General features: G+C 51.0%; 8 protein-coding genes and 2 tRNA genes. 9 read left to right on the top strand and 1 reads right to left on the bottom strand.

All coding sequences use genetic code 11. The features are described from left to right. The first annotated feature begins 230 nt into the window (after window positions 1-230). The 3 genes from DW757_RS05885 to DW757_RS05875 all read left to right on the top strand — a co-directional run bounded on the left by DW757_RS05885 (window position 231) and on the right by DW757_RS05875 (window position 3,977). Window positions 231-2,900 (top strand): response regulator, encoded by a 2,670-nt coding sequence (locus tag DW757_RS05885; protein WP_118751234.1) that lies wholly within the window; start codon window positions 231-233, stop codon window positions 2,898-2,900. Between the two features lie 254 nt (window positions 2,901-3,154). Further along, window positions 3,155-3,226 (top strand) — tRNA-Glu (locus tag DW757_RS05880). Window positions 3,227-3,452: 226 nt separating this feature from the next. Further along, window positions 3,453-3,977, top strand: a complete 525-nt coding sequence (locus DW757_RS05875; RefSeq protein WP_008395658.1) for a nitroreductase family protein — start codon at window positions 3,453-3,455, stop codon at window positions 3,975-3,977. Window positions 3,978-4,317: 340 nt separating this feature from the next. Here DW757_RS05875 and DW757_RS05870 read toward each other — a convergent pair. After that, window positions 4,318-4,389: transfer RNA gene (locus DW757_RS05870), tRNA-Glu, on the bottom strand. A gap of 461 nt (window positions 4,390-4,850) precedes the next feature. Between DW757_RS05870 and DW757_RS05865 the strand changes: the two genes are divergently transcribed. The 6 genes from DW757_RS05865 to DW757_RS05830 all read left to right on the top strand — a co-directional run bounded on the left by DW757_RS05865 (window position 4,851) and on the right by DW757_RS05830 (window position 13,057). After that, window positions 4,851-5,360, top strand: a complete 510-nt coding sequence (locus DW757_RS05865) for a CarD family transcriptional regulator (protein WP_008395655.1) — start codon at window positions 4,851-4,853, stop codon at window positions 5,358-5,360. Window positions 5,361-5,520: 160 nt separating this feature from the next. Continuing rightward, window positions 5,521-7,266: a hypothetical protein gene (locus tag DW757_RS05855; protein WP_147355628.1), complete on the top strand. Its 1,746-nt coding sequence runs from the start codon at window positions 5,521-5,523 to the stop codon at window positions 7,264-7,266. 409 nt (window positions 7,267-7,675) lie between these two features. Then, complete coding sequence (locus tag DW757_RS05850; protein WP_118751231.1) at window positions 7,676-9,907, top strand: PTS transporter subunit IIABC; 2,232 nt, start codon at window positions 7,676-7,678, stop codon at window positions 9,905-9,907. Window positions 9,908-9,930: 23 nt separating this feature from the next. Beyond that, window positions 9,931-10,764, top strand: coding sequence for a PRD domain-containing protein (locus DW757_RS05845; RefSeq protein WP_118751230.1), 834 nt, complete (start codon window positions 9,931-9,933; stop codon window positions 10,762-10,764). A 405-nt stretch (window positions 10,765-11,169) separates the two neighbouring features. Beyond that, window positions 11,170-11,568, top strand: a complete 399-nt coding sequence (locus DW757_RS05840; protein WP_118751229.1) for a hypothetical protein — start codon at window positions 11,170-11,172, stop codon at window positions 11,566-11,568. 475 nt (window positions 11,569-12,043) lie between these two features. Next, window positions 12,044-13,057, top strand: coding sequence for a reverse transcriptase family protein (locus DW757_RS05830; protein WP_118751227.1), 1,014 nt, complete (start codon window positions 12,044-12,046; stop codon window positions 13,055-13,057). Window positions 13,058-13,064 lie beyond the last annotated feature (7 nt).

Genomic DNA, 13,064 nt, shown 5'->3' with positions numbered 1-13,064 from the left:
CCGCACAGGCAGATGCACCGCCGTATGGGATAACCTGTACGGCGGTTTTTTGGTGTGCCCGGCGGGGGCCATCCTTGGCAAAAACCGGGTAAAAAACAGAAAAATTTCAGAAAAGCCCAGGAAACCTGAGAGAAGTAAAAGAAAGAAGGGCACAGGACTGGAAAAACCTGCAGATAGGTGGTATGATGTTACAGTTCAGGATTAACAGAAAGAGAAGAGGGGGAGCGCATATGGAAAGAGAAAAACAGAGGCTTGCCAAAAGTCAGAAAATCTCAAAAGTTTCCGGCTGGGTCCTGGTGGTGCTGCTGAGCGTCTTTGTGCTGTTTACGATATTCAGTGTCCGCCATCTGATGGAACGGCTGGATGATATCAGACGCCACCCCTTCCAGGTGATGGATGCAGGCGGCACGCTGCAGAATGATATGGACCGGATCAGAAACAGCTTTGAGCAGTTAAAGCACATTAATACGCCGAAGGTTGTAGAGGAGATCCGAAATGAAATTTCCCTTATTTATGAGGATACAGACCGCCAGATGGAAATTCTGAGGGAAAGCTATCTGGGAGACCAGGAGGATCTGGAAAAACTGTCAGAGCTCATGGATGAGATCGGGAAAGAGCAGGATGCATTTCTGGATTATGCGGCTGCAGATGACAGGAGCGAGGATGAGATTGTAAGCTACAGCACCAGACACCTGGAGGAGCTGTATCAGGAGTTTGACAGCCAGCTGGGGGAGGTTCTCGACTTTGCCAGAAACAAGGTGGGGTATTTTTACTTTGAGGCGGACCGCTTCTGCTTTTTTGCCATTTTGACGTCCTGCCTGGTGTTCGGGGCAGCCCTGATCATTCTCTTCATCTATAAATATCTGCTGGGAAGACAGACAGAGCAGCTGAAGAGACAGAATCAGCTCTTTGAGCTGCTCTCCAAAAATATTGACAATATCTTCATGATCAATGATCTGCACCACCCGGAGCGAAACTATATCTCAGAAAATGCCGGGAGAATTCTGGGCTTTAAACCGGATCCAAAGAAGGTTTCCCCTACGCTTCTGTTTGAATATATGGATGAGCAGGACAGGGAAAAGGTAAAGCAGGTCTTTGACACAGTGGGGGAGAGCTACTGGAGCTGTACCTTTCATTACCGTCATCCTGCCCTGGCTGGGGAGCGGATTTTCCTGCTGCAGACCTACCGGATATGGACAGAGGGGGAGGATCGCTTCATCACAGTTCTGACGGATCAGACGCAGATTCTGTCTACCCAGAAGGAGCTGGAGGCTGCCATCCAGCAGGCTGAGAAGGCGAACAGAGCAAAGAGTGAATTTCTTTCCCGAATGTCCCATGAGATACGCACGCCGATGAACGGGATTATCGGAATGGGAATGATTGCCATGCAGAATCTCGGCGACAGCAGCCGTGTGGAGGACTGCATCCGAAAAATTAATCTGTCCTCCCGCCATCTTCTGACGCTGATCAACGAGGTTCTCGACATGTCGAAAATTGAGAGCGGAAGAATCGAGATAAAGAGGGAGGTATTTGACTTCCGGCTGTTTCTGGAGTCTGTCAGCAATGTCATAAGCGGGCAGGCCAGAGATAAGGGACTGAATTTCGATGTGATCTTTCTGGGCGACATGGAAGAGGAGCTGTTCGGGGATGCGCTGCGGGTCAATCAGATTCTCATGAATCTGCTTTCCAACGCGCTGAAATTTACACCGGAGGGGGGAAGTATTATCCTGCGGATAGCCAAGCTGGATGAAGACAGTACGACTGTCTGGCTGAAGTTTGAGGTCAGCGACACAGGATGTGGAATAGAAGAGAAAAACTATGAGAAGATTTTTATGCCCTTTGAGCAGGAACATGAGGACATCAGCCATGTGTACGGAGGAACCGGGCTGGGACTGTCTATCTCCAGAAGATTTGCTGAGCTGATGGATGGAAGGCTTACCGTCTCAAGCCAGGTTGGAAAGGGGAGCACTTTTACTCTGACCATGCCCTTTGGCCGTGTGGAGAAGAGGGAAAGCTGTGAGAGCCGTGAGAGGCGGGAGACGGACTTCAGCCACCTGCGGGTTCTGGCAGTGGATGACGACCCCGACTGCCTGACTCATATAAAACTCCTCCTGAAAAAGCTGGGAACTAAGGCTGATACGGCCGGGTCCTGCGAGGAGGCAGTTGAAAAGGCCCGTCTGGCCCACAGTGAGGGGGAGGATTACGATGTCTGCCTGGCAGACTGGAAGATGCCCTCCGGCGATGGGGTCGAGACAATCAGGAGACTCAGAAAGCTGCCCGGAAGAAAGATAGCCGCCGCGCTGGTGACGGCTTATGACACGGACGAAATCCGAAAGGACGCGGAGCTGGCCGGCGCAGCCTGCGTGGTGGAAAAGCCCCTGTTTGAGTCCACACTTTCCGCCCTTCTGACAAAGCTGCTGAAAGAGAAACAGCAGGAGAAGCAGGAGGAAAAGCAGGAGGAGAAAACCGCTCAGAAATCTCAGAACTTCCCGGAGGGAAATTTCGGCGGACTCAGGTTTCTGGTTGTGGAGGACAATGATCTGAACAGGGAAATCGCCGTCACGCTGTTTTCCTCCTTTGGGGCAGAAGTGGAAACGGCAGTAAACGGAAAGGAAGCTGTGGAGGCCTTTGAGACCTCAGAGCCGGGATTTTTTGATTTAATTCTGATGGATGTGCAGATGCCGGTGATGGATGGATATGAGGCCACAAGGATTATCCGCTCTTTGGACAGAGAGGACGGACGGGAAATTCCCATCCTGGCTATGACGGCCAATGCCTTCTCAGAGGACAAGGCAAAGAGCATGGCCTGCGGCATGGACGGTCATATCAGCAAGCCTATTGATTTAAAAGAGGTTGTTGAAAAAATTGAGAGGGTTCTGAAAAAGAGGGGAAAAGGTTAGCCCAAAACGATGGGCAGAAAGCCGGCCGGGGCTGCTGGGTGAAACTGCAGCAGCCCTGGCTGGAAAGCGGTAAATCTTCATAGGGCGGACGCCAGACGCTTCCTGTCCGCTTTAAGCGGGCAAGAAGATATATGGCTGAACGGTTACAAATTTTTAATTTTTTTGAAAAAAACACTTGCATTTTTTCGGAGATGTGATATACTATCTGAGTCGCAGGTGATACGGAAAAAAACAGTAAAGCAAAAAACATATAAGGCCTGTTGGTCAAGCGGTCAAGACGACGCCCTCTCACGGCGTAAACCCGGGTTCGATTCCCGGACAGGTCATTTAAAATGGACATCACAGAGTTGTGGTGTCTTTTTTTGTGTACAGATTTTTCCGGATTTTTTGCGGGATGAAAGCCTTTCTTCCTGACGCGGGAAGCCTTTCTTGCAAAAGGCAGGCCTGAGTGGTAAGATTTTTATAGATTCTGCGGGGAATATCCGAAAACAAAAGATGGGATGGAAACGCAGGGGAAAAGGGCAAAACAAGCTGTGAAAAGGAGGACGGAATATGGATTTTATGGAGCTTTTGCTGAACAGAAGGAGTGTCAGGGAATATACGGGAGAGGCGGTTCCGAAGGAAAAGATCGAAAAGATTCTTGAGGCCGGACTGCTCTCTCCGTCGGGGCGTAACAGGAGACCATGGGAATTTCTGGTGGTGGAGGATAAGGAGGCTCTGCTCAGGCTCTCCAGATGCCGGGAGGGGGGAGTGAAAATGCTGGAAAAGGCGGGCTGCGCCATTCTGGTGTTTGGAGATCCTCAGAAAACGGATGTGTGGACGGAGGACTGTGCCATAGCTGTGAGCAACATGCATCTGATGGCAGAGAGCCTGGGTCTTGGAAGCTGCTGGATTCAGGGAAGGCTTAGAAAGGCCGATGGAGGAGAGAGCACAGAGGAATTCTGCCGCCGTTTGTTTGGAGTGCCGGAGGGATTGGCCCTGGAGGCAGTGCTCTCAGTAGGAATTACAGAGAAACATCCGAAACCTCATCTGCTGCAGGAGGCCGAGCGCGGGAAGGTTCATTACGGAACATTCTGAACCATCCATCCCTAAGGGCTTCTCTGAAACGAAAAACTGGCAGCCTCTGGCTGCCAGAAAAGGGGAAGTAGTATGAAAAAGAATTTATGTGAAAAGGCGCTCTGCCTTGTTTGTGAGATTATCATACCGAAAAAGTGTGTCCTCTTTGTTATCAGAGTGTAAAAAAAACCTAAAAATTGGAAATAATATATAAAAATACCTGTGAGCAGAACTGAAAGGGGAGATGCAGCGGAAAAAGAACATGGGGAAAAGAACATGGGGGTAGAGCGAATGGATACAGGCAAGGGCTGTGGTTTCTAACAGAAAAAAGACATCACAATTCTGTGATGTCCATTTTAAATGACCTGTCCGGGAATCGAACCCGGGTTTACGCCGTGAGAGGGCGTCGTCTTGACCGCTTGACCAACAGGCCTTATCTACTTTTTAATTTACTGTTTCTTTGCCGTATCACCTGCGACTTGGATAGTATATCATATTTCCGGAAAAATGCAAGTGTTTTTTTAATAAAAATAAAAAAATTTAAAACAGTCTCTGTGGGAGCTGTAATATGCTCCAGGGAGGCGGGAGAATTGAATAAGAAAATTGCACAAAAACCCCCAAAATCCCGAACCGTGATACGCGAGAAAAGTGAACAAAAATTTGTCGAAGCCCCGGAAACTGCTTACATGTCAGAAAAATCGATGATAAAATTAAAGAAAGCCTCTTAAAGAAAGTCCTTTATAATCTTTTAGAAGAAAGTCTTTATGAGAAAGTTTCTAAAAGAAGGCCTTGAAAAAGCCTCCTAATTAAGAAATCTCTAAAAGAAAGCTTTTCTGGAAGAGGAGAACAGAGTATTGAGAAAAACAGATGAAAGAAAGGAGCGGATGAGAAACTATGTTTCAGGAAGGCGAGTATATCATTTATGGGAGCAGCGGAGCCTGCAAGGTGGAGCGGGTGGGAATTCTTCCCTATGGCTCTGGGAAGGAAGAACGGCTTTGCTATACGCTGATTCCCTGCAGGGATCCGGGAAGCACGATCTTCACTCCCGTGGACAATCAGAAGGTGCTGATGCGCCCTGTGATGACCAGGGAGGAGGCGATGGATCTGATAGGGCAGATGCGGGAGATAAGCCCCCTCTGGATTCAGAATGAGAGAAAGAGGGAGGAGGAATACCGGGAAGCAGTGCGCACCTGTGACGGAAGAGAGCTTGTGCGGATTATCAAAACCATTTATCTGCGGCGCAGGAAGCGGATGAGCGAGGGGAAAAAGATTACAGCGGCAGACAGCCGCTACTTTAAACTGGCAGAGGATAATCTGTACGGAGAGCTGGCCGTCTCGCTGGATCTGGAGCGTGACAAGGTAAAAGATTTCATAGAGGAAAAGATAGGCGCCGGGGAGGCCTGAGTGCAGCTGGGAGAGGAAGACGGGAAGATGACTGCAGGCGCCGGACAGCTTCTGAGCCTTTTAAAATCTTCCGGCTGTCAAATATTTTATTTTCCTGTCGAAAATGGTATAATTTCCTTATATCCTGAAGGTGAGAATGACAGGGACGGGAGGAAAGGATATGAGGCGATACAGGGCGGTTCAGGGGAAAGAGGACGGGTGGCAGACAGAGGCGGTAAAGACGGCGCTTCGTCTGTTCAGAGGTTTGTTTGAAAAGACGGATGAAGAGGATGAGAAAACGGACGCTTTCGGCGAGAAAACAGCGGTTCAGGAAAAAGGCCGGATCTGTTTTCCAGGTTTTGGAATTCCGGTGGGAAATCCAACGATGGCTGACGGGCAGGCTCTGGAAAAAAATCTGAAACGGGTTCAGAGGGATAATGGAATCATCCCCATGAACTCAGGCCTTTCTGCGCAGGAGGAACGCTGCTTTACCATGGAAATGCCGGAGGGAGAAGGACGTTTCTTTGTTATGCTCCGTATGATTCTGGAGATGAACCGCGCTCTGGGGCTGACTAAATTTATTGTGGCTGTGCCTTCTGTGGCGGCCAGACTGAGCCTGGAGGAGTCGGTGAGAAAGCTGTCAGGATATATGACAGACCTGGGGTATCCGGATCCGGAGAAATGTGTTTTTTCATTTAACAGTGAGCACACAGGAGAGATCAGCACAAGGTTTGTGGAATCGAAGGATCTCTCTGTCTGCATTATGAACATACAGGCCTTTAACCGGGCGACCAACCGTCTGAGAGCGGAGGATGAATACGGGCAGGTTCTTTGGGAAGATATATGTGCCGTCCGCCCGGCTGTTATGGTGGATGAACCCTGCCGAATCGAGGGCAGCGGCTACAGTTCCAAATCCCTGGAAGCCATGAAAGAGCTGAATCCGCTGTTTACCATGCGGTTTGAGTCGGAGCCGTGGAGGGAGTGCAACAAGACCTTCAGCTTCCCTCTGAAACAGGCTTTGGCAGAGGGAGCGGTGAGGGTTCCCCTTGCAGTGCCTGTGCCTCAGAAGATGCCTGGAGAGATATCAGAAGAAAATCCGCAGGCAGAGACAGAAAAACAGACAGAGAGAATTCGCGCAGCAGTGGAGCTTCACTTTCAGGCGCAGCTTTCTCTATTCAGAGAGGGAAAGAGGGTGAAGGCCCTGACTCTTATTTTCACGGAAGCCAAAAAGGAGCAGAGGGAGAAGATTCTGGCAGAGTTTGACTGGGAATATATGGAGGCGGCTGCCAGGCACCAGGAAGAGCTGAGGCCATTTTTCCAGACGCTTCAGATTCCGGAGGCGGCAGGGCAGCCGGGAGCGGTGCGCCGTGTATTTCTGGGCCTGGACAGAAGGGGCAGAGAGAGGGAGCTTGACGGATGGGACAGTAAGGAGAGCGGCAGCTGGAGGAAACGGCTCACGGAGGATGTAAACCGGGGAATCGGCAGACTTCTGAGAGAGGGGGAGGAGTTAAAAGCCTTTGACCGCCCAGAGAGCTTTCTGTTTGTGCATCCGGCTCTCCGGGAAGGCTGCAGAAATTCCAATCTGTTCGTGATATGCAGTCTGGACACAGGCTCGGAATATTCATGTGCAAGGGAGATGGGGAGATTTCTGTGGCCCTGCGAGGATCAGGAGGGAAAGGCCGTGACTGGAGGGGCAGCTTCTTTCTTCCAGATAGTCGGAGAAAGAGGAAAGCAGCAGGAGCACTTCCGGGGTCGGCCGTTCGAGGAAGAGAAGGCGGAATCTCTCATTCAGATGGCAGAATGGATACAGGGACTTGGAGAGAAAGGTATCGCAGAGGCTTTTAGCCGCCTGGATACAGAGGAGGCGGCAGAGGCAGAGGCCTGCGCCAGGCGCATCTGCACCCTCTTAGGCTGCCGGGAGCCATAGAAGGGCAGCAGACAGCCCGGGGTCCTGGTTCTTCATTCTTATAGAGATTCCATATTGACAAACAGCCGTTTCTTAGCTATACTGGGAACCGAAAAAACGGAGGTTTTCTGTGAGACCGCACGGGCTGTACAGACTCCGCTCATATTGTCATAGTGTGTTACTGGTAAGGCAGGCATTAACTATTTGGATTGTGTTTCAGACGCTGTCAGTGTATCTGAAGCTGTGATACACAGTCCGGATGGTTAATGCCTTTTTGTTTTGGCAAATTCCTTCCCACTTCACGCCGGGAAAAGACGCTGAACAGAGGAGGCCTTTTTAAGGTATGAAGGCTTTTCTGGCGTTTATGATGGCAGAAAACGGGGAAACACTATGAAAAAGAAAAAAAGAAAAAGAGGAAAGGAAGAAAAGTATGAAAGACCAGATTTTCGGCGTACTTCAGCGAGTGGGGCGCAGCTTCATGCTTCCCATCGCGATTCTGCCTGTGGCGGGACTGCTTCTCGGAATCGGAAGCTCCTTTACGAACGCCACAACGATTTCAACCTATCACCTGGAGAGCATTCTCGGCGATGGGACTGTGTTAAACGCCCTGCTCCTGATTATGAGCAAGGCGGGAAATGTTATTTTTGACAATCTGCCCCTTATCTTTGCAGTGGGCGTTGCCATCGGTATGGCTAAGGAGGAGAAGGAGGTTTCCGCCCTGTCGGCCCTGATCGCCTTTTTTGTTATGCATATCTCCATCAATGCGGTGCTGCTGATCAGCGGAAAGGTGCTGGCTGACGGAAGCGTGGCAGAGGGAGTCTTAGACGGAACCATCGCCAGCGTCTGCGGTATGCAGACACTGCAGATGGGAGTGTTCGGAGGCATCATCGTGGGACTGGGCGTTGCGGCGCTGCACAACAGGTTCCATAAAATTGTGCTTCCCAACGCGCTCTCCTTCTTCGGGGGTTCACGGTTTGTGCCGATTATCTCAACCGTTGTGTATCTGTTTGTGGGAATTCTCATGTATTTCATCTGGCCGGTTGTTCAGAACGGCATTTTCGCCCTGGGCGGCCTGGTAACGGGAACCGGATACCTGGGAACCCTGATTTTCGGAATTGTCAAAAGGGCGCTGATTCCATTCGGACTGCACCATGTATTCTATCTGCCGTTCTGGCAGACAGCTGTAGGCGGAACGATGATGGTGGACGGGCAGCTGATCCAGGGCGGCCAGAATATTTTCTTTGCCCAGTTAGCTTCCCCGGATGTGGTGCATTTCAGCGCAGACGCCACGAGATATTTCTCCGGCGAGTTCATTTTCATGATCTTCGGGCTTCCGGGAGCAGCGCTCGCCATGTACCGCCAGGCCAAGTCTGAAAAGAAAAAGGCAGCGGGCGGACTTCTCCTGTCAGCGGCCCTGACCTGTATGCTTACGGGAATTACGGAACCCATCGAGTTCTCTTTCCTGTTTGTAGCCCCCATGCTGTTTGCCGTTCAGGTAGTGCTGGCGGGAGCCGCCTATATGATTGCCCACATGCTGAACATAGCCGTGGGACTTACCTTCTCGGGAGGATTTCTGGATCTTCTGATCTTTGGCATCCTTCAGGGAAATGACAAGACAAGCTGGATCCGCATTATCCCGGTTGGAATTATTTATTTCTTCCTGTACTATTTTATCTTCAGCTTCCTGATTAAGAAGTTTGATTTAAAGACACCGGGACGTGAGGATGACACGGAGGAGACAAAGCTCTACACAAAGGCAGATGTCAATGCCAGAAAAGCTCAGAAGGACGAAAGAGGAAACAGCCCAGCCGGGGACAGCAGAGACAGCCGCAGCGAGGCTATTGCAAATGCCCTGGGAGGAAAGAAAAACATTACGTCTGTAGACTGCTGCGCCACAAGGCTTCGCTGCTCTGTGGAAAAGTCAGAGCTGGTGGATGAAAAGCTGCTGAAGGCTACAGGGGCAGTGGGAGTGATCAAAAAGGGCCAGGGAGTCCAGGTGATCTACGGTCCTCAGGTGTCTGTCATCAAGTCCAACCTGGAAAGCTACCTGGCGACAGCCCCTGACACAGAGTACAGCGAAAAAGCGGCTGCCGTGGAGGAGAAAGTTTCTTCAGGCGTGGAGGAGACCGAAGCAAAGAGCGGGGAGAAGGCCGGGGTGCAGGAGGCCGAATCACAGAAATCCGAATCACAGGAGGCCGAATCACCAGTGAAAAAGGGCCGAACACTCTACTCCCCGTTTACGGGAACGGTTAAGCCTATCACGGAGGCTCCGGATCCGGCCTTTGCAGGTAAAATGATGGGAGACGGTTTCCTGGTAGAGCCTGAGAACGGAATTGTTCTGGCGCCGGAGGATGCAGAGATTGTGTTCGTGTTCCCCAGCAAGCACGCCATCGGCTTAAAGACAAAGGACGGAGTGGAATTTCTTCTCCACATCGGAATCGATACGGTTAAGCTGGATGGAAAGGGCTTTGAGGTGTTTGTAAAAGACGGAGACAGCGTAAAAAGAGGTGACAAACTCATGGAGTTTGATTTACAATATATCAGAGAGCACGCGCCGTCTGACGTATGCCTGACTGTCTTTACGGGACTGAAGGAAGGAGAGGAAATCTGTACAGCAGTTTCCCATGCAGAGGCCCTGGACGCTGCGGCAGAGCTCCGATAATCTGTAAAGCAGGGGGAACGGAAATGTACCGGGTGATTAAGGTTCTGAATAATAATGGAGTCCTGGCCTACGATATGGACGGAAAAAAGGAAGTGATTTTCCTCGGAAACGGCATCGGCTTTGGAAAAAAGACGGGGGAGCGTTTCGAGGACGCGGGAAAGGCCAATGTCTATACCGCGGAGACAAGACACAGCGAGGATACTGCCCTCCAGGTGGTCAACGGGATGGATCCGCTGTTTCTGGAAATCACAGGCCGCATTATCGACGAGGCGGAAAAAAGGTTTAAAAATGTCAGCAGGGATATCCTGCTGCCTCTGGCAGATCACATTGCCCTGGCAGTTCAGCGGGCCAGGGAGGGCAGAGAATTTTTAAACCCCTTTAACCAGGACATCAGAGCCCTGTTCCCGGAGGAATACGAGGTTGCCCAGAAGGGGAGGAAGCTCATCGAACAGTTTGCAGGGCAGAAGATTTCCGAGGATGAGGCAGGGTTTATTACCCTCCACATTCATTCTGCCCTCTCCGATGAGGATGTGGAGCAGTCTATGACCACTGCCCGTCTGGTGACAGAGAGCGTTGCCATGATCGAGGAGGGGATGGGAATCCGGATCCCTGTTCAGTCCCTGGGCTACAACCGTCTGGTGAGCCATATCCGGTATATGCTGATTCGGACACTCCGGGGAGAAAGGGTAAACCTGGATATGGAGGAGTACGCCCGCACCAGCTTCCCCAGAGCCTACGCCCTGGCCGAGAGGATCTGCCGCTATATGGAAGAGGAATTAAAAAAGCCCATGCTTCAGCAGGAAGTGGGTTTTCTGGGAATCCATATAGAGCGGGTCGCACAGATGGAGCAGGAGTGACTGAAGCGTGTATAGGCCGGACTGCAGAAGCGAAAAATAAGTGATGAAAAATAAGTGATCTGAAACGTAAAAAAGCTGTTTTAAAAGGAAATGACCAGAGCTGCCTTGTGGGCTTTCTTCGCAGATGCAAAAGAGAGCCGGAATATGGCGGCGTCTGGTCATTTTTGTGATGCCGCCTGCTGCTTCGGGCCGGTGGGCTGCCGTTTAACCTGAGATTTTAACCTGAGATTCCAGTTCAGGAGGAAGGAACGGTAAGAAAGAGGAAGGAAAGAAAGAGGAATAAAATAAAAAGGCGGGAAATATAAAAGTGCCCCGGACGCAGTGTGTTCCCAGGATAAGAAAGAGTGAGACTGGACACCTGCGATACAGCCCGGGAAGGCTGCACTCCTTTCGGAACCGGGGCAGATGGGCCGCGCAGAGATACTCTGTGCGCCTGTTGTCTATTATAAGCGAAAGTCAGGACAGCTTCAAGAAAAAAATAGAAATTTTTCGTTAAAAAATAGGAAAATGCAGAAAAAAATCTCTAAAAAAGGGAGGAGCCGGCAGCCATCTCTGACTGCCGGCATGTATGAAAAAGAATTTGTAACGGCTCCAACCCATCTGAGATTATCAACAGGCAAGTCTGCAGACGGATTGTTTCATGAAGGCGGGAACCAGTCGTCTGTTCGCCGCGTTCAATCAAACGATAGTGCCGGCAGGGTTCTGTCTTCCCTAAGGAAGGAGAATTCCTGCCCCTCAGCTAAAAAAGCAGTGACTTTTTTAACTGTCCTAAGCATAACAGGAGAGTGTGAAAAAAATATGTAAAAGCTGTGAAGAAATTATGAACAATACAGCCCGGGAGAAAGGAGGCAGTGAACGGGCAGAATTTAGCTACTTTCTTTTTTGGAAGGGGTGTGATAAGATGATACCAGATGCGGCTGGCCTGCGTCCTGAGAATATCAGGCCGGGCTGCCGCTGAAGCATTCCGGGAGGTCAAAGCGCCGGGAAAGCGTAAGACCTGGAAAAAACAGGCGGGCGGCAGCGAATGGAACATAAGGGTTCCCAAAGGAGCGAGTCGCTCTTTTTGTCAGAAGGAAGGGCAGGCAGCGCTGTCTGCCTTCCAAATCATCTGCACCGTACAGGGAGCGCCCATGCGGTGCATGAACGCCGGTATCCCCTGCGGGGATATTCAGTACGGCTCCGAAGATTCGGCATTGCTGTGACAGTGCCGCCCGCCTGAATGCTGTGAGACTGACTGAGGCTGCAGGCTGTGACTGTACAGGAGAGGAAGGGATTTAAGATGGGAGAGACAGGGCTGTGGAATCACTGCAGCAGCAGGCAGTGCGTGGAGATGATTCTCTCAATGAAACTTCTGGGCTATGCCTCCCTCACAGAGGAGCAGGAGCTTTCTGTCCTCTACGAACTGAGCAATCATGCGTCCCGCCATTACAGGGAGGCTGTGATTCCGAAACGGACGGGAGGCGTGCGGCATCTGATGGTTCCCGACAGCACACTGAAGGCAGTACAGCGGCGGATTCTTAGGAATGTTCTCTCCGGACTTGAACCTTCTGAACAGGCATACGCCTACAGAAAGGGAGTGGGAATCAGGGAAAATGCGGCTGTCCATACGGGGCAGGAAAAGATTCTCAAGCTGGATATTCATGACTTTTTCGGAAGCATAACCAGCTCCAGCGTCTATGGACTGGCGTTTCCAGGAACTGTGTTCCCTCCCCAGGTGAGAGGTCTTCTGACTTCCCTGTGCTGTCTGAGGGGAAGGCTTCCCCAGGGCTCTCCTGCTTCTCCGGCCATTTCCAATCTGGTGATGCGGCCCTTTGATGAGCATATGGGACTCTGGTGCCGCGAGAGAAATATCAGATACAGCCGCTACTGCGACGACATGACCTTTTCCGGCAGCTTTGATGCGGGCGAAGTCATCCGGAAGGTTTCCGGCTTTCTGTCTGAGAGGGGCATGAGGCTGAACTGGAAAAAGACGGGAGTTTACGGGAAAAACTGCCGCCAGGAGGTGACGGGCCTTACGGTCAATGAGAAGGTGCAGCTTCCAAAAGAATTGAGAAGACAGCTTCGCATGGAATGCTATTACTGCCGCAGATTCGGGACGGAGAGCCATATGGAGCGCCTGGGCCTGGCAGAAAGTGAGAGTGAGGAGCACTTTCTGATGAGGCTTTTAGGAAGGCTTGAATATGCTCTGAGCGTCAGCCCCGGCGCAAAGGAGTTTGAACAGGAGAGGGAGTATTTCCGGGAGCAGCTGAAAGCCCTCAGAGAGAGAAGGGCACAGAAAAATCAGAAGGGATGAGCGGTTC

Origin of the sequence: Clostridium sp. AM29-11AC (assembly GCF_003480545.1) — a bacterium.
Taxonomy (GTDB): Bacteria; Bacillota; Clostridia; order Lachnospirales; family Lachnospiraceae; genus Otoolea; species Otoolea saccharolyticum_A.
The sequence above is the reverse complement of the archived record's forward strand: the minus strand, read 5'-3'. Positions and strand labels throughout refer to the sequence as shown.

Excerpts from the sequence above, each read along its gene's own strand:
- DW757_RS05830 (WP_118751227.1), top strand. The coding sequence starts at position 12,044 with ATGGGAGAGACAGGGCTGTGGAATCACTGCAGCAGCAGGCAGTGCGTG.
- DW757_RS05845 (WP_118751230.1), top strand. The coding sequence starts at position 9,931 with ATGTACCGGGTGATTAAGGTTCTGAATAATAATGGAGTCCTGGCCTAC.
- DW757_RS05885 (WP_118751234.1), top strand. The coding sequence starts at position 231 with ATGGAAAGAGAAAAACAGAGGCTTGCCAAAAGTCAGAAAATCTCAAAA.
- DW757_RS05865 (WP_008395655.1), top strand. The coding sequence starts at position 4,851 with ATGTTTCAGGAAGGCGAGTATATCATTTATGGGAGCAGCGGAGCCTGC.
- DW757_RS05855 (WP_147355628.1), top strand. The coding sequence starts at position 5,521 with ATGAGGCGATACAGGGCGGTTCAGGGGAAAGAGGACGGGTGGCAGACA.
- DW757_RS05840 (WP_118751229.1), top strand. The coding sequence starts at position 11,170 with ATGGGCCGCGCAGAGATACTCTGTGCGCCTGTTGTCTATTATAAGCGA.
- DW757_RS05875 (WP_008395658.1), top strand. The coding sequence starts at position 3,453 with ATGGATTTTATGGAGCTTTTGCTGAACAGAAGGAGTGTCAGGGAATAT.
- DW757_RS05850 (WP_118751231.1), top strand. The coding sequence starts at position 7,676 with ATGAAAGACCAGATTTTCGGCGTACTTCAGCGAGTGGGGCGCAGCTTC.